The organism is Shewanella surugensis (assembly GCF_023284005.1).
Taxonomy (GTDB): Bacteria; Pseudomonadota; Gammaproteobacteria; order Enterobacterales; family Shewanellaceae; genus Shewanella; species Shewanella surugensis.
The window spans coordinates 24,193-45,350 of the sequence record NZ_JAKIKS010000033.1 but is presented as its reverse complement, the minus strand read 5'-3'; the positions used below and the strand labels follow the sequence as shown (position 1 = coordinate 45,350).

Annotated in this window: 18 protein-coding genes and 1 pseudogene; 8 read left to right on the top strand and 11 right to left on the bottom strand. The window is 42.9% G+C overall.

Annotation, left to right across the window (positions count from 1 at the left end; genetic code table 11):
* Both L2764_RS10480 and L2764_RS10475 read left to right on the top strand, forming a co-directional pair.
* Nucleotides 1–103: pseudogene (locus tag L2764_RS10480) on the top strand (IS1595 family transposase); the annotation flags it as partial.
* Nucleotides 104–156: 53 nt separating this feature from the next.
* Nucleotides 157–924, top strand: coding sequence for a hypothetical protein (locus L2764_RS10475; RefSeq protein ID WP_248940166.1), 768 nt, complete (start codon nt 157–159; stop codon nt 922–924).
* A gap of 282 nt (nt 925–1,206) precedes the next feature.
* On the opposite strand, the gene L2764_RS10470 is transcribed toward L2764_RS10475, so the two are convergent.
* From L2764_RS10470 to hisG, 9 genes are all read right to left on the bottom strand, one after another.
* Nucleotides 1,207–2,310, bottom strand: a complete 1,104-nt coding sequence (locus tag L2764_RS10470) for a phosphoribosylaminoimidazolesuccinocarboxamide synthase (RefSeq protein ID WP_248940165.1) — start codon at nt 2,308–2,310, stop codon at nt 1,207–1,209.
* Between the two features lie 386 nt (nt 2,311–2,696).
* Nucleotides 2,697–3,323 carry a bifunctional phosphoribosyl-AMP cyclohydrolase/phosphoribosyl-ATP diphosphatase HisIE gene (gene hisIE, locus L2764_RS10465; RefSeq protein WP_248940164.1) on the bottom strand — a complete coding sequence of 209 codons (627 nt, stop codon included), beginning with the start codon at nt 3,321–3,323 and terminating at the stop codon, nt 2,697–2,699.
* Between the two features lie 101 nt (nt 3,324–3,424).
* Complete coding sequence (gene hisF / locus L2764_RS10460; RefSeq protein WP_248940163.1) at nt 3,425–4,198, bottom strand: imidazole glycerol phosphate synthase subunit HisF; 774 nt, start codon at nt 4,196–4,198, stop codon at nt 3,425–3,427.
* Between the two features lie 108 nt (nt 4,199–4,306).
* Nucleotides 4,307–5,044 (bottom strand): 1-(5-phosphoribosyl)-5-[(5-phosphoribosylamino)methylideneamino]imidazole-4-carboxamide isomerase, encoded by a 738-nt coding sequence (hisA, locus tag L2764_RS10455; protein ID WP_248940162.1) that lies wholly within the window; start codon nt 5,042–5,044, stop codon nt 4,307–4,309.
* Nucleotides 5,041–5,781, bottom strand: coding sequence for an imidazole glycerol phosphate synthase subunit HisH (gene hisH / locus L2764_RS10450; RefSeq protein WP_248940161.1), 741 nt, complete (start codon nt 5,779–5,781; stop codon nt 5,041–5,043). The genes hisA and hisH overlap by 4 nt, the downstream gene beginning before the upstream one ends.
* Nucleotides 5,778–6,845, bottom strand: a complete 1,068-nt coding sequence (gene hisB, locus L2764_RS10445) for a bifunctional histidinol-phosphatase/imidazoleglycerol-phosphate dehydratase HisB (protein WP_248940160.1) — start codon at nt 6,843–6,845, stop codon at nt 5,778–5,780. Before hisB ends, hisH begins: the two co-directional genes overlap by 4 nt.
* Nucleotides 6,846–6,925: 80 nt before the next feature.
* Nucleotides 6,926–8,008, bottom strand: coding sequence for a histidinol-phosphate transaminase (hisC, locus tag L2764_RS10440; RefSeq protein WP_248940159.1), 1,083 nt, complete (start codon nt 8,006–8,008; stop codon nt 6,926–6,928).
* A gap of 111 nt (nt 8,009–8,119) precedes the next feature.
* Nucleotides 8,120–9,412: a histidinol dehydrogenase gene (gene hisD / locus L2764_RS10435; RefSeq protein ID WP_248940158.1), complete on the bottom strand. Its 1,293-nt coding sequence runs from the start codon at nt 9,410–9,412 to the stop codon at nt 8,120–8,122.
* A gap of 4 nt (nt 9,413–9,416) precedes the next feature.
* The gene (gene hisG, locus L2764_RS10430) at nt 9,417–10,316 is read right to left on the bottom strand and encodes an ATP phosphoribosyltransferase (protein ID WP_248940157.1); all 900 of its coding nucleotides are present in this window, start codon (nt 10,314–10,316) and stop codon (nt 9,417–9,419) included.
* A 567-nt stretch (nt 10,317–10,883) separates the two neighbouring features.
* On the opposite strand from hisG, the gene yoaA reads away from it, so the two are divergent.
* Entirely contained in the window at nt 10,884–12,827 is a 1,944-nt protein-coding gene (yoaA, locus tag L2764_RS10425) for a DNA repair helicase YoaA (RefSeq protein ID WP_248940156.1), read from the top strand.
* A gap of 14 nt (nt 12,828–12,841) precedes the next feature.
* Here yoaA and L2764_RS10420 read toward each other — a convergent pair whose 3' ends face one another.
* Entirely contained in the window at nt 12,842–14,224 is a 1,383-nt protein-coding gene (locus L2764_RS10420; RefSeq protein ID WP_248940155.1) for a metallophosphoesterase family protein, read from the bottom strand.
* A gap of 264 nt (nt 14,225–14,488) precedes the next feature.
* Nucleotides 14,489–15,583, bottom strand: a complete 1,095-nt coding sequence (locus L2764_RS10415; protein WP_248940154.1) for a metallophosphoesterase family protein — start codon at nt 15,581–15,583, stop codon at nt 14,489–14,491.
* A gap of 367 nt (nt 15,584–15,950) precedes the next feature.
* Between L2764_RS10415 and L2764_RS10410 the strand changes: the two genes are divergently transcribed.
* The 5 genes from L2764_RS10410 to L2764_RS10390 all read left to right on the top strand — a co-directional run bounded on the left by L2764_RS10410 (nt 15,951) and on the right by L2764_RS10390 (nt 21,146).
* On the top strand, nt 15,951–16,349 hold the full coding sequence (locus L2764_RS10410) for a glycosyl hydrolase family 18 protein (protein ID WP_312018351.1): 399 nt from the start codon (nt 15,951–15,953) through the stop codon (nt 16,347–16,349).
* Nucleotides 16,322–16,915 carry a carbohydrate-binding protein gene (locus L2764_RS28515; RefSeq protein ID WP_446539679.1) on the top strand — a complete coding sequence of 198 codons (594 nt, stop codon included), beginning with the start codon at nt 16,322–16,324 and terminating at the stop codon, nt 16,913–16,915. Before L2764_RS10410 ends, L2764_RS28515 begins: the two co-directional genes overlap by 28 nt.
* A 248-nt stretch (nt 16,916–17,163) precedes the next feature.
* Nucleotides 17,164–17,298 carry a DUF2835 family protein gene (locus tag L2764_RS10400; protein ID WP_248940167.1) on the top strand — a complete coding sequence of 45 codons (135 nt, stop codon included), beginning with the start codon at nt 17,164–17,166 and terminating at the stop codon, nt 17,296–17,298.
* A 350-nt stretch (nt 17,299–17,648) separates the two neighbouring features.
* Nucleotides 17,649–19,709: a DUF1302 domain-containing protein gene (locus L2764_RS10395; protein ID WP_248940151.1), complete on the top strand. Its 2,061-nt coding sequence runs from the start codon at nt 17,649–17,651 to the stop codon at nt 19,707–19,709.
* 72 nt (nt 19,710–19,781) lie between these two features.
* Nucleotides 19,782–21,146: a DUF1329 domain-containing protein gene (locus tag L2764_RS10390; RefSeq protein ID WP_248940150.1), complete on the top strand. Its 1,365-nt coding sequence runs from the start codon at nt 19,782–19,784 to the stop codon at nt 21,144–21,146.
* Nucleotides 21,147–21,158: the final 12 nt, after the last annotated feature.

The window sequence follows — 21,158 nt, the reverse complement described above, 5'->3', positions numbered from 1 at the left end:
AAGGTTCTCGCTTGAAGACATGTTGCCACGATTTATGTATGTCGCACTACGAACTGCTCCTATGCCACAGAAGTATTTAAGCATGGCTGAGCTTTATGGGTAATCAGGAAAGTTTTTGCAAAAAAAATGGGCCAGCATCGTGATGTTGAAATGGCTGTGAATGCGTTAATTAAAGGAATGCAGTCAACGGGTGGTTTAAGAGAGAGGGGGAAGATTGTTACTGCCTATATGGCTCAACGTCAACTTTTACAAGATTTGGGGACTGCACGCAAAGATATCTATGAAGTGGGTAGCATCGGGGCGCTTGAAAGGACGATAATGGATCTCCGTAATTGGTGGTCAATAGCGCCAATGAAAACGAGAGTGTTTACAGCAATGACAACACTGAGTATTACTCTAGGTATGTCAGCGGCAGCAGTAAGCTTTTCTTTGTTATCAACGGGTGTTGGGGTTATGGGGTTAATTGCTGCATCAATATTTGGAACCGCTGGTGCTGTCATGGGGCTGTTGACGAGTCGGAGTGTTGTTAATCGATTAAGTGCCACATCTTTATTTGGTTTAGACAATATAAGAAGTAAAGTTGTTGATAAAATGACAGAACATAGGATAGATCATATTTTTAAACAATTAGAATTACGCCAGAAAGGGACAGTAAAACCTGCAATGTTAGAACAGTTTAAAGCCGGGGTTGTCAATAAGTTGAGTAATGTAAAAGAGGCTTTACGTGGGGAAGAGTTAAGAAAGGTGATATTACAACAAGCTTCTATAGAAGAAAACAAACTTAATGTAAAAATGAAAAAGCATAATAAAACGCTCATTGAGAGTTCAAGAGATACACTCAATTTACTTGGTATCAATGAAACAATAATGATGACTTCTTTATCAAAAATAGATGGCGCTTTAATGTCATTTAATAATAAATGATAACTCTATCGTTTGCTATATTCAGATTAAGAGTAAGGGGAGACTTACCGTCTTATGGGAGACTAAATGGTGTTTAATTTGTATTTGAGATAAGCCATATAATATAGAGGGCCGTTGATGAGCTGGGGATCGTTCGGTGAAACCGACATGAATGGCATGCATTGGGAATACTGTTCTCAAACCGACCAAGATGATGAAATGTTAGCGATGTGATCTGAGACTTAATTTAAAAGATAAGCGTCAAACAAGTCTGGCGCTTACCTTATCAGTTTACATTAATGATTAATCAATGAGTTGATATTCATTACGTAATACGTCGATAATTTCTTGTTTTGGATGTAAGCTCAAAGGTAGGCTTTTACCAATAATTTTTTCTGCTATACCGATATAAGTATCTGAAATCATCATCATGATCTCTTGAGGCAATAGATTATCGCTTGCTAAGGCTAAGCGCTCTGGCATGCGGTTTTTATTGAGTAGAATATCGGGTTCAGGGAAGTGGTTCAGTAACCATTGTCTAAAGCCTTCTTTAGATTGCTCGATAATATTACCCTGCTCAAAGGCTTTACCTTCCCAAATTCGTGAGCTATCGGGCGTACCCACTTCGTCCATATAGATCAACTTATCATTACCTGCTGCATCTTTCACGTAACCAAATTCGAATTTGGTGTCGACAAAGATTTCATTTTGTTCAGCTAAAGCATTACTGATGACCTCAAAGCCCTCTTTTAATAGTTTTTCATACAGACTGACATCGTGTTCATTATTAAAATTAAACCCTTCAAGATGACGAAGAATATCCTCACGCGACACATTGACATCATCGGCTTCAGGGACGCCTTCAAGACCCGTGAGGATCCCTTTTGTGGATGGGGTGATCAGTAATTCAGGTAGTTTTTGATCTTTTCTCAATCCTTCGGGTTGGATAATGCCACAAAAATCACGCTCCCCTTGGCTGTAACTACGCCACATTGAGCCGGTAATATATTGGCGGGCAATGGCCTCAATCATGACGGGACGGGCTTTTTGTACAATCCAGACTAACGGATGAGGAATATCTAAAATATGGCTATCAGCCAAGCCTTTTTCTTTGAAAAGTGTAAACCAATGGTTAGAAATGGCATTAAGTGCCATGCCTTTTCCCGGTACACCATTGAGGCCATCTTCACCTTTCCAAATGCAATCAAAGGCAGAAATACGATCGCTTATCACCATAATCGCAAGCGGGGTGTTGGCTGGAATATCGTAGCCTTTTTCTTCAATTAAGCGGGCACTGTCACTGGCCGTTAGCCAGTAGACGCTGCGAACTTTTCCTGAATGGACGGGTTTATCGGTACGAATGGGAAGATTATCATTAACGACTAACACTTTATCTGCAAGAACCATAGGGGGACACTTTTATGAGAGTAGTAGGCTTAATTTGAAGCAGATTGTAGCAGAAGTTAAATGACCCAACACTAAGATAAATTGATAAATTGGATATAAAAAACAGAGTTCTGAATAATAGGTTAATGGAGGTTGCTGAGGATTTTTTATGATATTGATGATTGTTTTTGATGCCGTTGTTTAACGTTCAGTTTAAGGGTGAACGGAGAGGTTAAAATGGCTTTATTGTGTTTACAACAAACGTCACTTTAAGCAATAAATAGATATTCGTGAACGATCATTATCGATGATGAAAGCGCGAGCGTATGACTCGAGCGTTCATCTTTAGCCCATTATCTTCACTCATGAAAGTTTCATTAACGCCACTTAGGTGGGTGTTTTATCTTTTACTTATCGGCGTTATTAGCTTTGAGGTGTCGCTGCATTAAATTTTGCGTAATATCACTTAAACTCAGCTGCTGATCTTCAAGGAGGACCAATAAATGATAAAGCAGATCGGAGGCTTCATCGATAAGCTCAGGTTTATCATGGGTGGCTGCTGCTAGCGCTGTCTCTAAGCCTTCTTCACCCACTTTTTGAGCGATACGTTTGGTGCCACGATCAAATAAATAGGCGGTATAACTGCTTTTAGGATCTTGGCCTTTCCGCTCGGCAATGAGTTTGGATAAATTATCAATAAAGCTATGACTTTTACCGTCTTTCCAGCAACTTTCAGTGCCTAAATGGCAGGTTGGGCCATTGGGAAGTACTTGTACAAGCAAGCTGTCATTGTCACAATCTTTATCGATGGCGATGAGCTCGAGCGTATGGCCTGAACTTTCGCCTTTGGTCCATAATCGTTGTTTGCTACGACTGAAAAAGGTCACTTGTTTGCTACTGAGGGTTTTTTCCAATGCGGCTTTATCCATGTAACCGAGCATAAGCACCTTACCACTTAAGTGATTTTGCACGACGGCAGGAATAAGTCCATCTTGTTTGTCCCAGTCAAGTTGCGTAATAAGAGAGTCTGTCATGGTTCAATCCTTGGCGCTAGGTTTTTATAACGCGTTAATGTTAAAGAGTAATAGATTTATCAAAGTCGATTGCGGTTTGAAGTTATATGCCTAACTTTATACTAGCGTCGGATAGCGATACCTTGTTGTTGTAAGTAGGCTTTTAATGCTTGAATATTAATAATGGCTTTATGAAACACACTTGCGGCGAGAGCTGCATCGACTTTAGCTTCTAAAAAGACGTCTTTAAAATGCAACAGGGTGCCCGCACCGCCTGAAGCGATAAGCGGTACATCACATAAGGCACGTACAATAGACAATTGTTTTATATCGTAACCTTGCCTAACACCATCTTGATTCATTACATTGAGCACAATTTCACCGCAGCCTCTTTTTTGCACTTCTTCTACCCAATCTTGGGTATACCATTGAGTGTCTTTGGTCGCCGTTTCATCCCCAGTAAATTGTTTGACTTTGTAGCTCTGGCTGTCTTTATCAAAATAAGAGTCGATCCCAATGACGATACATTGGCGGCCAAACTCATCTTGCAGTCTTGAAATAAGCGAAGGATCGCTGAGGGCTGGTGAGTTAACCGATATTTTATCAGCGCCATAGGCGAGCAATTGTCGTGCCTGAGCCAGCGTTTTAATGCCGCCTGCCACACAAAAAGGGATATCAATTTGCTCAGCGACTCGGCTGACCCAAGACTTGTCAATGACTCTGTCATGGACACTGGCGGTGATATCATAAAAGACTAGTTCATCGGCACCTTCAACGGTATAACGTGCGGCTAAGGGCACAATGTCACCGACAATTTCATGATTGCGAAATTGTACGCCCTTGACCACTTTGCCGTCTTTAACATCTAAACAAGGAACAATACGTTTAGCGAGCATGAAAGACTCTCCTGATGATTAAGCTAACCGCTTGATTGACGATTGAGTAAGGTATTTTGTCAGTGATTTCAATGGATAATGTGTGCATGGTTTTTTGTGGATCATCCATTAACGATTTGGCCAACATGTGATTGCCTCTTTAACATCAAATGCTTCAATGAGTAAGGCTTTACCGATAATAATACCGGATGCACCGCTGTCTCGGACGGCGGCGACATCATCAATATTGGCAATACCGCCAGAAGCTTGCCATTGAATATCAGGGTAAGCTTTTGCAATTTCTTGATAAAGCTGAGTATTTGCGCCTGACAAAGTGCCATCTCGACTGATATCGGTCACTAAAGCATGTTTGAGACCAAAAGGGGTAAATTGAGCCACAAGTGACTCTAATGTTTTACCGCCACCGGATTGCCAGCCAGAGACGGCCACGATTTTTTCACCATTGTCATTAATGTTGACATCTAAGGCTAGACAGATGGTCTCTGCGCCGTACTTTTCAAACCAAGACTGCACTAATTCAGGTTGGCTGACCGCAAGGGAGCCGATGACGACACGGCTTACGCCGAGATCAAGTAGCTCAGCCACTTGCGCCTCACTGCGAATGCCACCACCCACTTGAATTTTGGTTTGTAAACCATCCACTAAGGATTTTATCAAGGCTGTTTGGCGTTTGTCGGGATCTTTCGCGCCCGTTAAATCCACGATATGCAATAAATTAGCCCCTTGAGCTTGGTAGGATTGCAACTGCTCCAGCGGACTGAGCTTAAAGGTGGTTTGCTTGTCGTAATCTCCTTGATAGAGGCGAACCACTTGTCCATCAATGAGATCGATAGCAGGAATAATCATACATTTGTCTCTACAGGGTTTGAAAGAGTTAAAGGGGTGAAAGCGTTAAAGTCAGTATTGCTGTTCATGTTGACAAAGTTGCTGAGAATGTTAGCGCCCACATCGCTACTTTTTTCAGGGTGAAATTGCACGCCCATGAAATTATCTTTGGCAATGGCTGCACTAAAGGTTTCGCCGTATTGGCAGCGGGCAATCGTATAGTCGCTTAATGGGGCGCGATAACTATGGACAAAATACACATAGCTGCCCGCCTTAATGCCATCAAATAAAGGGTGCGCTGAAGGCATGATTTGATTCCAGCCTATATGGGGCAGGGGCGCACCTCGACTGTCCAGTTCACTGATCTGTGTCGGAATAAGGCCTAAACATTCACAGTCTTTATCTTTGCCGCCGCGCTCGCTAGACAATGTGCTCATCATCTGCATGCCTAGACATACGCCCAATACGGGTTGGGTTAAGCCTTTAATGAGATTAATTAATTGCTTATTTTGCAATGAATTCATTGCCGCCCCTGCGCTACCAACACCGGGCAGCACCACGCGAGTGGCCGCTTTGATGAGAGTGAGATCATCTGTGACTAACACATGTGTGTTGATCGCAGCGTCATTATTGAGGCGTTCAAAAGCGTAACGGACTGAATTGAGGTTGGCACAACCCGTATCGATGATCACCGTGGTATCTTGGACAGTATTACTGATACTGTCATTGCTTGGGTTATTGAGACTCTGCTGGCTCATAACACACCTTTACTCGAAGGCAGGGTATCGCCTTCAATAGTGACCGCTTGGCGTAATGTACGGCCAAACACTTTAAATAAACTTTCGACTTTGTGGTGATCGTTATCGCCATGGGTTGATAAATGCAAGGTGCAACGAAGACCATCAGCCAGTGAACGGAAGAAATGCGGCACCATTTCCGTTGCCATGCTGCCGACCATTTCACGTTCAAAATCGCCATTAAATTTAATGAAAGGGCGACCCGATAAGTCTAATAAGCATTGTGCTTCGGCTTCATCCATGGGGATGCTAAAGCCGAAGCGGGCGATGCCGCGTTTATCGCCTAAGGCTTGGCGCAGTGCATCACCGATGGCTAATGCCGTATCTTCGACACTGTGGTGATCGTCAATGTCGAGATCGCCATCTACCACCACATTCATCTTGAAATTTCCGTGGGTTGAAATTTGATCTAGCATATGGTCAAAAAAGCCGATCCCCGTATCGATTTTGCCTTTTTGGCTTGAGTCGAGATCCACCGTTACTCGAATATCGGTCTCTTTGGTGGTACGTACCACCGTTGCAACGCGATGACGACCGAGTAGCTGATCGCAGATCGTGTCCCAATTGAGAGTGTGTGGATGATATTGTAAGCCTTGAATGCCCATGGCGTCGGCCAGACTGAGATCCGTCACTCTATCGCCAATGACTGCCGATTGGGTGAAGTCGATTTTACCTTGAGTCAGGTAGTTTTTGACCAGTCCCAGTTTCGGTTTACGGCAGCTGCAATTTTCATCATTAAAATGCGGGCAAATTAATACATCGTCAAACTGGATCCCTTGGCTTTGTAAAATCTGCATCATCATGTTTTGTGGCGCATCGAAGTCTTCTTTTGGAAACGACGGGGTGCCCAAACCATCTTGGTTACTGATCATGACCAAGCGAAAGCCCGCTTTTTGCAATTTAAGCAGTGCAGGAATGACGTTGGGCTCAAACACTAACTTGGCTAAGGTATCGACTTGTTTATCGGTGATCGGCTCTTCAATCATGGTGCCGTCTCTATCGATAAAGAGTATTTTCTGTTTCATGTTTTGCTTACCTGTAACTTTCAATTCAAATTTAATGTCTGCTAACTGACGCATTGGCTTTTAGCAATGTACGATCTGTCTTATTCGCTGTTTTTAGCTTGGCTTAAAAAGGCGACTAAGCGATTAGTTTGCGCTTCATTGGTAAAACTAAAACGAATGAAGCGGCTTAGTCGGGGATCGCTATACGCTCTGGCGACGATGCCAGCCGTTTTCAGTTGTGCTGTTATTGCATCGATGTTGTCAAATTTAGCGAGGACATAGTTACCGTTTGCCGGTAATACCGTGGCGCCATACTGTTTCAGTGCCTGAGTCAAACGTCCACCTTGATTGAGAAGCTCATCCACCTGTTGTTGCATCATGATCAATGATAGTGGGGTTAAGGCTTTGGTGGCTATTTGATTCACCGGCTCAGAAATAGGATAAGGCGCGATGACACGCATGACCATGTCTATAATATTGCTGTTAGCGAGTAAAAATCCACAGCGAGCCCCCGCGAGTGAGAAGGCTTTGGAGAGGGTGCGCAGCACCACAAGGTTGGGGTATGTATCGAGTAAATCACAGACACTGTATTGAGGACAAAATTCAATATAGGCTTCATCAACCACGACCAAGCAATCGGGCAGGCTTTTGATAATCTCAATCAGTCTTGGTTTTTCAATAATGGTGCCCGTGGGGTTATTGGGATTACAAATAAACACCAATTTAGTTATTCCCAATGATGCTTGGTCTTTTATTTGTGATAGATAATCTTGCGGTAAATTATAATCGGTGGTTAACGATAATGCTTTTACGCCCACATTAAAGGTGCGTGCACTGATGGCATACATACCATAGGTGGGACCAAAAATGGCGATGTTATCTTGAGCGGGGACACAAAAAGTGCGAATGAGTAACTCAATGGCTTCATCTGCGCCGCGACTGGCGATAAGCTGGGTTTTGTCAATGCCTGCATATTGACTATAAGCACGTAAAAGGGCCGGAGGTTGGCATTCAGGATAACGATTGATATTGTCAATATCACTATTGTTAAAGGGAGATTCATTGGCATTAATCCAAATATCACCCTGTCCACCAAGACGACGAGCCGATTGATAAACTTCAAGATCCAGTAGCTCAGGGCGGGCTAGGCGCTGGGCTAAATTAAGCGAGTTGAGTGCGGTCATTATCGTTTTTACCTCGTCTACCTTGTTGATGACTCATTGTCATATCGCTTAGATAATCTCTATTGCGATGATGATTGCCGCTAGGGTATTGGCGGCTATCATTGCGGCGAATTATGATGTTGTTAAGCTTGCCAGCCTAATGGCGATGGCATTTTTGTGGGCATCTAATTGCTCTGCATTGGCCAGTGTCATCACCGTTCCCCCTAAATGGGCTAAACCTTGAGCGGTGAGCTCCTGTACTGTAAAGCGGCGACAAAAATCGGCCAAAGACAGGCTGGAAACTGTACGGCTGTAACCATAAGTCGGTAAGACATGATTGGTACCACTGGCGTAATCGCCAACCGATTCTGGCGTATAAGCCCCGAGAAAAATAGAGCCCGCGGCGCGAATATTCTGGAGCAGCGCTCGCGGCGCTTGTGTTTGAATAATCAGGTGCTCAGGCCCGTAGCGATTGGAGACCTTGACGGCTTCATCCAAATTGTCAACGATGATGGAGCGACTGCTACTTAACGCTTGTGTGGCTATGTCAATACGAGAAAGCTGGGCCAGCTGCGACTCGAGTGCCAGGTTAACCGCCTTGGCTAAAGTGTTACAGTCCGTGACGAGTATGACTTGTGAGTCGGGGCCGTGTTCTGCTTGTGATAATAAGTCGGCGGCCACAAAATCAGGGTTGGCCAAGCCGTCAGCAATGACGAGCACTTCTGAAGGGCCTGCAGGCATGTCAATACTGACGGTACAACGGTTATCTTGACTGACGCTGCGTTTAGCCTCGGTGACAAAACGATTACCCGGACCAAAGATTTTATCCACTTGAGGGACTGACTCTGTGCCGAACGCGAGTGCTGCAATGGCCTGTGCGCCGCCGACTTGGTAGATCTCTTCTATACCGCAGGCATTAGCCGCATAAATAATGGCATCATCAATCGGCGGTGGACTGACTAACACTCTTTGTTGACAACCTGCGATTTTAGCGGGTAAGGCGAGCATCATCACCGTTGAAATAAGGGGCGCACTGCCACCAGGGATATACAAACCCACTTTTTCAATTGATTCAGACCGCAGTTCACAGCGGATCCCAGCGGCTTCAATATCGACACCTTGAAAGGTTTGGGCACGGTGAAAACGCTCAATATTGTCCATGGCTTGCTTAATGGCCGTTTTGAGCGTGTCATCAAGATTGTCACAGGCGTGTCTAATCGCCGTCTCATTGAGTTTGATATTGTTCAAACTGACACCATCAAACTGCTGACTATAGTCAAAAAGGGCCTGATCGCCTTGATTGATCACGGTATTAATGATCTGACTGACATCATGCTCAACGTGTTGACTCTGTGCCATTGGCGAGCGAGCTAAGGCTTGGTCTTTTTCCGTGTCAGATAAAGATTGCCAAGTTAGGATCTGCATGGCTTTACCCCATCATTTTTTCGATTGGCATGACAAGGATTGAACTTGCCCCCAATTGTGTTAACGCTTCCATGGTATCCCAGAATAAATCTTCGGTACTGACAGCGTGGATCGCGACACGATTAGTATCGTCATTGAGCGGCAGGACCGTTGGATTTTCAGCGCCAGGCAGTAATGCCACAATTTCTTCTAACTTATCAGTCGGCGCGTGTAGGAGAATGTACTTACTTTCCTTAGCCCGTACCACGCCATTGATACGAGATAATATTTTGTCAATCAAGGCTTGCTTGTCAGGATCTTGTGCCTGAGTGGATTGAATGAGACAGGCCGCTGAGCGATAAATGACTTCGGTTTCATACAAACCGTTGGCTTCAAGGGTGGCCCCAGTGGATACTAAGTCACAAATACCATCGGATAGGCCTGCTCGAGGGGCGACTTCAACCGAACCTTTTAGCATACAGTCACGATATGAAATGCCTTTTTCCTGCATATAGCGACGTAACAAATTAGGGTAAGAGGTGGCAATGCGTAAACCTTCTAATGAGCTGGCATCTTGATAGTTAAATTCATTAGGCACGGCGAGTGATAGACGACAAGCGCCAAAATCCAATTGTCTTAGTTTATTAAAAAGAGCGGGCTTACCAAGCATTTCACGTTCAATTTGCTCTTCTTCAAGCACATTTTCACCGATAAAGCCTAAGTCAACCACCCCATCCATGACCAGACCAGGAATATCATCATCACGGACACGCAATAAGTCGATAGGCATATTGTCGGCGTGTGCAATGAGTCGTTGTTCGTTGATGTTGAATTTAACGCCACAACTTTTCAATAATTTAAGGGACTCTTTAGACAGGCGACCTGATTTTTGAATGGCAATACGTAATCGATTTGACTCAGACATGATGTGTTCCTATAAACTTGATAATTAAACGTTAATTTGAATATATCTTAATTAAAAATTAAACTAAAACTTCAATCTTGCTATTTTATTTCGTCTTAAAACGAAAAAACCCTCAGAATTTCTTCTGAGGGTTTTTGATATTATTTCTATCAACCGCCAGAAGGGATCATTCCTTCGGCAGTGAGCTTCCGAAGGCTACCGCTGATGATGGTGATGGAGCGTGCTTGGAAGCTGTGTCATATTGGTATCTCTTTTCTTTACAGTGAGTCATTTAACGGTGTTAAATGACTAAAAAAGGTCTTGGCTGTAGACGGTTTAAGCTTAAATGATCAATGTGACTCGAATAATTTAATCAAGAAATCCCTGCCTCAGCGTTAATTTAAGGTAGTCACTTTTTCAAGGGATTGCAACACCTAATTTCAAGCCATGAAAAAACATCATCTAAATAGCATTTATTCGACGAAATAGCCTATAAATAAGCGGTCCATGCACTATTTACAAACAAAGGGTTTACATTTTTTAAACTTGTGATGTGGGCGGAAATCAGGATAATACGCTTTTTTACTGATGATTGAGTTTATTGCTTTGACCCGTCAACTTGCCCAGCGTAGCGCCGCTGTTTTTTCTGACACTGGAGTGCTCGCACAGCATGTTCAAGGTTATCGGATCCGCCAAGCACAATTTGATATGACTCAGGCTGTGAGCGATGCGTTGAGTCATACTGAGCCTCTCGTTGTTGAAGCGGGCACGGGGGTTGGGAAAACCTTTGCCTATCTAGTGCCAGCCTTACTCAGTGGGCAACAGGTTATCATCAGCACTGGAACCAAAACGCTGCAAGAGCAGTTAGCGTATCAAGATATTCCCGCCTTACTTGCAATGCTTAAACTCACTCCAAAAGTCGCGCTATTAAAAGGGAGAAGTAACTATTTATGCCAATTAAGACTCTCGAAGCAACTCGGGAATCCTCAATTTATTGTTCCTGAACAACTTGATGACTTATTGCGGATCCATCAATGGGCGGGCAAAACCTTGGATGGGGATTTCGGTGGACTGACGTCGGTGTCTGAGTCCGCTAAAGCCTTAGATTTAGTGCGCAGTCAAAAGGAAGATTGCTCTGGTCAAGATTGTCACTATTTTGATGCCTGTTTTACGCGAAAGGCGCGTCTTCGTACGTTAGATGCCAAGATTATCGTGGTGAATCATCATTTATTTTTTGCTGATAAGTTATTGCAAGAATCGACGTTAAAAACATTATTGCCGGATGCTGATGTGGTTATTTTTGATGAGGCTCACCAATTGCCCGATATTGCTTTAGGCTATTTAGGTCAGCAGCAATCTATGGCTTATTTAGTTCGATTATTAAACCAGATCTCCCATATACAGCGCAGTGAACTCGGAGACAGCGCACAAATCGCGCGTTTGGCCATGGCTGGCTTTGAAGCCTTGTCCATTTGGCAACAAGAAATAAGAAAACTAGGCGTAACCGATGGGCGTTTACTCTTGTCGGAAAAATCCTTGGCGCAATATTCATGGGAACTGCTTACGTCAATAAAACACTTGCGTGAATTATTAGCTAAGCATGGATCGCGCAGTTATGCCTTAGATGAGCAGGCTGATAAGTTGACTGATTTTTATCAAGACTTAAGCGCATTTTTTGAGTGTCATAATACGCAATTACTTTACCGCATTGATTTTTCACAGCCTGATTTACGGCTCACCATGGCACCGATGAATATTGCCCGTGAATGTCAGAAAATATTCAATGCCCAAACTCGTTGGATCTTTACCTCTGCCACCTTACAGATGAACCAAACATTGACGCTTTTTTGTCAATCATTAGGCCTAATGAAAGCTAAACAGTTGTTATTAGGTAGCCCTTTTAATTACCAGAGACAAGCGCTATTTTGTGTGCCTCGGCATTTGGCCAATGTGAATAATGAAACGGCCGCAGTCAGACAAATGCGTGATATTTGTATACAAGCTACCAATGCGGCAAAAGGCCGTACTTTTGTGCTTTTCACCAGTCATCGTATGTTGGAAAAAGTGGCGCAAGCGTTATATGGCTGTGTCGATTATCCGATGTTAGTGCAAGGGCAAGATAGTAAGCAAGGACTATTAAAAAAATTCAGGCAGTTAGGTCATGCCGTATTGCTGGGTACCGGCGCATTTTGGGAAGGAGTGGATGTGAAAGGGAAGCGATTAAGCTGCGTCATTATTGAGCGCTTACCTTTTGTTTCACCCGAGGATAAAGTGTTTCGTACTCGGGTGGAGAGCATGAGTCATCAAGCACTGGATCCTTTTACCAGTATTGCCTTGCCGCAAGCCATTATTACGTTAAATCAAGGCGTAGGTCGGCTCATTCGTGATGAAAAAGACCATGGTGTGTTGATCTTATGTGATAACCGCATTGTTAATCGAGACTATGGGCGAGCATTCTTACACTCGTTACCGCCCATGAGTCGAACGCGGGATTTGAATAAAGCTCTCGACTTTTTATCGGCAATAAAATAGTTTTTAAATCACCGTTATTCACAGAATAGCTGATTTTCGCTCAGTAAACAGGCCTCAAGTTCTCGGCCTTCGACATCGCGAAAGCTTATTCGCCAGTTATCTTTTTCATCGCTTTCCATGACAACGAAACCATATTGATACAAGACTTTTGATTGCTTAATGGCCATGGCATCAATTTCAGTTGCTGGGGGCGTGCGAGATACCAACATATTTCCGCCATTTCCAGCCAGTACTTGTACGGGACGTTTGCCATCAAAGTCGAGTATTTCCGCTAAATGGATATGGCCACTGACGATAAGGTTAATAAAGTCTGGTAATGGGGACTTTTTGACTGCGGCTTGTAAAGCTTGGGTTTGCTTGGTGAGAGTGGTGCCTGTGTCGCTTGCGCCGAAACCCCAAATGGGTCGATGACTCAATAGCCAAGCAGGTCGATTATATTGAGGGGTAAGGGTTTTTAGCTGTTGAGCAAAAGTGGTACTGAGGGATTTTTTTTGATTGTTAGTGACAATGGCGCTGTCGATAATACCAAGCTGTAAAGTGTCTAAGGTGATAAACCAAGGGGGGGTATTAGGCTCACAAGTATCGGGTGTGGCCCTAGGTGATAAAAAACGAAACCAACCGATCCCGGCTTTATCGCAGCCTTCGTGGTTACCTCGAAGAAAAACAAACGGTGCTGTTTGTAACATGCGACTGGCGGGAGTAAACCAATCGGCGTCCCAAGTGGCTTGATTATGGCCAAATGGACTGCCGGCACAACCTGCATTACCTTTTGGACAAGCCACTTCTCGGTAAATATAATCGCCAGTATGAATAATCAAGTCAGGTTGATAGTCGGCAATGCGACTGGCGATATGCTTAAATGGCCAAAGACTGGTATTGTTACAGGCTTGATAATGTCGTTGTCCTCCAGATAAACGGCATCCAGTATCGCCTAATAAAACAATGCGTTTAGGTTTGGGTTTTACAGTGGTGAAGACAATGTCATTAAGGGTGATGATGTTGGCTTTTGGGGGAATATGGACACTGCAGACTCGTTTAGGAAAGTTAGGTGTTGCTTTTGTTCTGACTTGCATACTTAAGGTTAAGCCATCGATGCTGATGTGAGGACAGGGATCTTGGCTTTGACTGTCAAGCACGTCATTTGGCGTATTGAGTAATGCATTGAGTTTGGAACTGACGGTTTCATTGGTATCAGTGGGATCGATTTTATCGATATTATTGTTGGGCTTGAGTGTACCAATTTGTGTAGGAATAAGGGCTCTAACCTCTAATCCATCAGCCGTATATTGTAACCAAGCTGAAGTTGTTATGGGCTCGGAAACAGCGATAGATTGCCATAGGATTAAAAAAGGTAATATGGATAGAGTACAAACTTTTCCAGTGATCATATTTTGCATAAACACCTTCCTTATATAAGCATTGCTTAGTTTTATTTTCAATGGTGATCTCGTTAATCGTTCTCTGTTAATCATAGCCTAACAGGACAGTGTCTTAGCTATCAGATTGCAAATGAGGAGTTCATCACCTGCTACATCTTGTAAGCTTATCTTCCAGTGATTGTGTTTATCTTGATCCATGACGATAAAGCCATATTGGTAACGAATTTCTTGTGTATTGATTGAGGCCCCATCGATTTTATCGGGGGAAATGGAGCGATTGGCTTAATCGCTTCCACCGTTCCCGGTGATGATTTGAGTCGGGCGTAGTCCATGAAAGTCAATGAGTTGCGAAAAATGTAAATGACCACTGATGATGGCATCAATAGATGCTGATAAAGGGCTTTTTTTGACGGCTTTTTGTAAGATTTTTGTTTTTCTTTTTCCGATTTGATTAGGCAAGTTGGTGCCATAGCCCCAGAAAGGTCGATGGCTGATGCTCCAAACTGGCTTATTTGACTGACGATTACTATAGGTATTGATTTCGTTCAGTTGACCACTATAAAGTGACGTTAGGGCTTTTTGTTGCGTGGTTTTAATGCTGGCAGTATCGAGTATGGCCAGTTGTAATGAACTTAAGGTGGTAAACCAAGGCGAGGTATTTTCGATACATTTGTCGAAGTGATGCCTAGGGGCTAAATAACGAAACCAACCTTCACCGGCTCTTTTATATGTTTCATGGTTACCCCGTGAAAAAATAAAAGGCGCAGTGAGTAACATGGGCGTAGCTGGTGTAAACCAGTCGGCATCCCAAGTGGCTTGATTATGGCCAAAGGGCGTGTTTGCGCAATTATCGTTGTTTTTAGGGCTGGGAGATTCTCGATAAATATAATCGCCAGTATGGATGATCAAGTCAGGATTAAGTAATGTAATTTGTGTTGAGGTTTGATGGGAAGGCCAGAGGCTAGGATTATTATAAAATTGATAAAATTGTTCATAATCATGAGCTTTACATCCAGCATCACCGATCAAAATAATCCGTTTTACTGGTGCTGGGTTGATGGCAAAAAGCTGTTTGTTCAATGTGATTTGATGAGCTGATAGGGGTAATAAGGTGCGACAGACGAGGGTTGGATAATGAACGGTCGCTAAAGCTCTAACTTGTATTTTACTGGACTTATTATTAATGCTCATATTGGGACAAACTTGATGGGTTTGAAGGTTGTCAATTGGGGATGTTTCTATTAATTCAATCACTTGCGTGGTGTGTTGTAACCAAGGTGACGAATGCATTGTGGCTGAACATACCCATGTAGGTGTCAACAGGAGCAATGTGATGATAAAAGTGACGCGGCGCCACGAAGCAGTAAGGATCAGCATTATGGACTGTTTACCTAATTTGACTTGAGATCTCAGGTGAAGTGTAGACGAATATCACTTTATAGGGGGGCTGATAAGAGTGATAATGCGATTGGTACTGTCGATTAAGGCTTATTTAGTGTTAATTGGCATGAGAATAGATGGAATCGAATACTTATTAGGGGGATTACAGACTGAAATAATGAATGTCCGTCACTAAATAAGAATCTAAATAAAAAGTAAATATAGATTTTACTTTATTTGTTCACTCTGTAACGTATGCACTTTTTTGTTGTATTTTTAATTTCTTCTTTATTAATGTGTTGGCATGATTTTAAATTTGTTTTTCTATTTTGACTAAAGTATACCGTTGGGGGTTTGTTGATGAATAATCGGATGTCTAAATTGGCAATATCACTATGATGAGCAAGCTCAAGCGCCTTATGTGTTTAATTCAACGACAGGCGAGTTGATCACTTTTGATGATGTGAGTTTTGTTAAAGTCAAAGATGCGTATGCCTTATCGCATTCTTTAGGGGGATTATTTTCTTGGGAAATCGATGCTGATAATGGCGACATTCTTAATGCCATGAATGAAGGTCTAGGTAATGGCAGTGACAATGGTGGTGACAGTGATACGGTGACAAACTTAGCGCCGAGTGCCCATGCGGGGCAAGCGCAAAGTGTCACTGGAACGGTGGATGTGGCCTTAGAGGGGTCGTTATCACGGGATCCAGAAGGAGAAAATCTAACCTATTTATGGCAGCAATTATCAGTGGAGCGGTAATATTAAGCAATGCAGATACCAGTCTTGACTCCAGCTTGAGCGTGACAGCGGGTGATACATTCAGTGTTACTGCGGTTGGAAGTGATGCTGACGATGACAGCTTAGTGTATCAATGGAGTGTGCCGAGTGAATTAATGGCGACAGCTCAATGCACTGATATACTTAATCTTGTTGCGCCCAGTGTGGAAGAGCTAAGCCAATATTCTCTTACCGTAATCGTATCTGATGGTGCGTTGGATGTCAGTGCGAGTCTATATGCTGTTTGGCAAGCAGATACTTTTTACCAACAGGGAGATGCAGTGAGCCATGACTCATTGGTTTGGACGGCCAAATACTGGACTAAAGGTGATACGCCTTCATTAACCACGCAGCCATGTCCACTTGAGAGTAATATTAATGTCAGGCGATTGTGTTTCAAGCGGGAGAGCAAACGCAGCATAATGGTAGACAATGGCAAGCGGCGTGGTGGACACAAGGCGATGAACCGGGGACCGCGAAAGTGTGGAAAGATATCGGTGAAGCGGTGTGTGATTGATCACTTAAGCAGACGCTTATGGGCAAAATGAGTGTTTGTCACATTTAACTTGTTAAGGTTTCCATAAGGAACTCTCTATCAATGAGTTTACAAGAAAAAAGAAGGTTAACCATTCTCTTTTTTCTTCATATTGAATGCTTTATTATATCCCTAATCCCGTTGAAATGGCAGGAACCAACGGGATTAGGGATCTCCCTTGGAAAGATGTACTAATCGTTAAAAAGGACATTATTGTTGCGAGTGTTTACGTTTCATTTAAATTTAAGCTATCACGAATTTATGCCTTTCTATCAAGGACACATTCAAAATGTGGAGGTCAGGGATGTGTCAGGTCAGATTATTTGGATCCATGGCCGACATTTCAGAACCTTTTTTACCTTAAAGGCGTTAAAGGGCTGTTTAAACTCACATTGAATGAGCGTGGTGGAATAATTTCTTTGCAAAAAATAGAGTAGTTGCTTCAAACGATTGATTGATTTTTTCATTTGTTGTGATATTGTACGTGTATGATTAAGTATATGTTATCTGTGTTTTTATTGATTTTATTTGTGTCTTAATTCCCTTCTTATTGTTATTCATTCAAATGTCACTGCTTGATTTTTTCGCCGATTATAACGGTTGAAATCGTCTTTTTTATCTATTTTTCAAATTCTTATCTTGCTCATTACATGTGAATGCTGTAACAATAATGTTGCCTGTCGGATAATAATATGTTTAAAAACTCTTAATAACAAAGAAGCGACAGGTTATGGAGAGAAGTCATTATGCAAGAAAGTAGAAGGAATTTTAACCGCTCTGTACTCGCTATTACTATTATGGCTGCAATGGGAATGTCACTTCCGGTCAAGGCGGTTTCTTTTAATTGGGGAGAAGTTGATGGAACGTTTGATTCGACTTTTTCGGCGGGTGCGAGTTGGCGGGCACAAGAGCGGGATTGGGATAATCAAATCGGTAAAGTGAATCATCCTCGTTTTGATTGGACGGGGTATTCCGCCTTCACGGGTAATATTATTTATACACCTGCACAAATTTGGTCTCAACCCGGCTCCTATTCTAGTAATGGTGATTTGAGTGATTTACTTTATTCTCAAGGTGATACCACCTCTGAAATGGTAAAAGGACTACATGAGCTGTCATTGAATTATGAAAATTATGGTGTGTTTGTGCGGGGCATGTACTTTTATGACAGAGTGTTAGTAGAAAGTGATTTCGAATTTACTGATCCATTAACCGATAAATCTTATGATGCTTGTGCTGACAGTAAGGCATCAGAAGTGCAGTGCAAGGATGTGCGCTTATTAGATGCGTTTGTTTACGCTAATTTTGATTTGAATCAAGGCGAAAATCCACTGGCTATTCGTGTCGGGCAGCAAGTAATTTCTTGGGGAGAAAGTACCTTAATTGCTCATGGTATTGGGGTGATCAATCCCGTTGATTTAAATATTCTTAATGCGCCAGGTGCAGAACTTAAAGAAGCCTATCGCCCTCAAGGCATGCTATGGGCATCCCTTGGGATCACCCATGAATTATCGGTAGAAGCTTTTTATCAATATGATTGGCAAGAGGTGTGGGTACCGACTTCAGGCTCCTTCTTTTCCACCAATGATTTTGCCGGTTTTGGCGGTTATCATCAAAATGCACAGTTGGGATTCAATGCCAATCCCGATATGAATATTGATTTCTTATTATCGGAGTACAACGATTTTCTTGCCCTTATGGCCTCAAACAGCTTAACACCCGAGCAGTTAGAGCAATATGCGTTGGCTTACCCGACAAAAGCCACCTTGGTGAAAGACAGTCAATCGGCGAGCAACGATGGTCAGTGGGGGGTGAAGTTTGGCTATTATGCACCTGATTTAGGTGAAACAGAGTTTGGTTTGTATTACATGAATTATCATAGCCGTCGGCCATTAATTAGCGGCACGACGGCCAATTTCACCGCAGAGGCCGTTGCCAGAGATTTGTTATATTTGGGTGGTTTAGCGGAAAATGGTACGACCATGGACCGCAGTGAATTATTGAATTTAGAGACGTTCTCAAAAGCACAAATTGTTTACCCTGAAGATATTCAACTCATTGGGTTTAGTTTTAATACCTTAGTGGGTGATACGTCGGTGGCAGGTGAAATCGCGCACCGTTTAGATGAGCCATTACAAATTGATGATGTCGAGTTGTTGTTTGCAGCGATGCCGCAACAACTTGCTAATGCAGATGATGATCTTGTCGATGATTATAGCCATCTAGATGGTGTATCGCAAATGGAAGTGGTTGAGCCTGGCGAAACGGCTGATGGCTATATTCGCACCGATACTACTCAAGCACAGGTGACGTTTACGCATTTATTTGGTCCCTCACTGGGGAATGATGGTGTGACGGCGTTGGCGGAAATAGGCGCTATTTGGATCCATGATATGCCAGGATTTAATGAATTACGGCTTAATGGTCCGGGTACCGCCAATTCGGGAGGTAATCTAGCAAAGCCTGGGATCATCCAAGCATTACATAACGGTCCTGAAACCAATCCATTCCCGACTGATTTTGCTTGGGGCTATCGTTTTGTTTTAAAAACTGACTACAACAATATTTTTGCGGGAGTCAATATGTCACCTCGGTTTATTTTCTCTCACGATGTTGAGGGGATAACCCCAGATCCCTTGTATTTATTTACGGAAGATAAAAAATCAATTGCTGTGGGGTTAGGTTTTGACTATCAAAGTAGCTGGGCAGCGGATGTATCCTACAACACTTATTTTGATGGGGTTGGGACGACCAACACCTTAGAAGATAGGGATTATATTTCATTTAATATTAAATACTCTATATAAACCACTAGAAAATAAGCACTCGAGATCAAGTACTAGAAGTTGAGTACTTGAGATCAATATAAGGATATCAGTATGAAAAATTTAGGTTTATTATCTACCGCCTTGGTTATTGCTTTGACAGGCCAAAGTGTTCAAGCTAAAGTGACAGAGGCTGAGGCTGTAAAGTTAACGACCACGTTGACCCCGTTTGGAGCAGAAAAAGCGGGTAATAAAGATGGCTCTATTCCTGCTTGGAATGGGGGGATCACTAAGCCTGTTGCAGGCTATAATACTGGTATGCATCATCTTGATCCTTTTCCAAAGGATGAAATTGAGTTTACCATTACCAATAAGAATAAAGCGCAATATAAAGCCTTGTTAACCCCCGGACAACTGCAGTTATTTAGTTTATATCCTGATACATTCAAGATGAATGTTTATCAAACGCGTCGTAGTGCTTCATTTCCTGAGTTTGTTTATGACGCCACAAAAGCGAATGCGACACGTGCGAAGCTGGTGGATGGGGGCAACGGCATTGTCGGCGCGGCTATCGGGATCCCGTTTCCTATTCCTGCAAATGGGTTAGAAGTGATTTGGAATCATGTGTTGCGTTTTCGTGGTGTGGATCTAAAGAGCTCTCGTAGTCAGGCTGCACCGACATCGGGCGGAAGTTATACGCTTGTTGAGACGAAAGAAGAGCTGCGGTCTGTGTACTCTCGTCCAGAAATGAGTACCGATAAACTGTCTAGAGACAATACCTTGTTTTATTTTAAACAGGTAGTGACACAACCAGCCCGCTTAGCAGGAACGGCTCTATTAGTTAAAGAAACCATGGATCAGGAGAAGCTACCACGTCAAGCATGGACATATAATACGGGTCAGCGCCGGGTACGTAAAGCGCCCAATGTGGCGTTTGATACCCCTGGTACGGTGTCTGATGGGTTAAGAACTACTGATGACTTTGATATGTTTAACGGCTCGCCAGATCGTTATCAATGGGAATTGGTGGGTAAGCAAGAGCTTTATATTCCATACAATGATTATAAGTTGCATTCCGATAAGTTGGAATATGATCAAATCTTACAGCCAGGACACATCAATCCAGAATATGTACGCTATGAAAAGCACAGAGTTTGGGTGGTTAAAGCGACGTTAAAAGAGGGCATGCGTCATATTTATAAGAGCCGTGTTTTCTACATAGATGAAGATTCTTGGCAAATTGCCGCAGCGGATCTCTATGATAACCGTGATGAGCTATATCGGGTGGCAATGGCCCATGGGTTAAATTATTACGAAGTGCCGACCCAATGGAGTACGTTAGAAGTGTTTCATGATCTACAGTCACGTCGATATATTGCCATGGGATTAGATAACGAAGGGCGTATGTATGATTTTGGTGCGCGTTTAAGCGAAGCAAACTTTACCCCAGCGGCTTTAAGGCGAACCGGTATACGTTAACCGTTAATAATG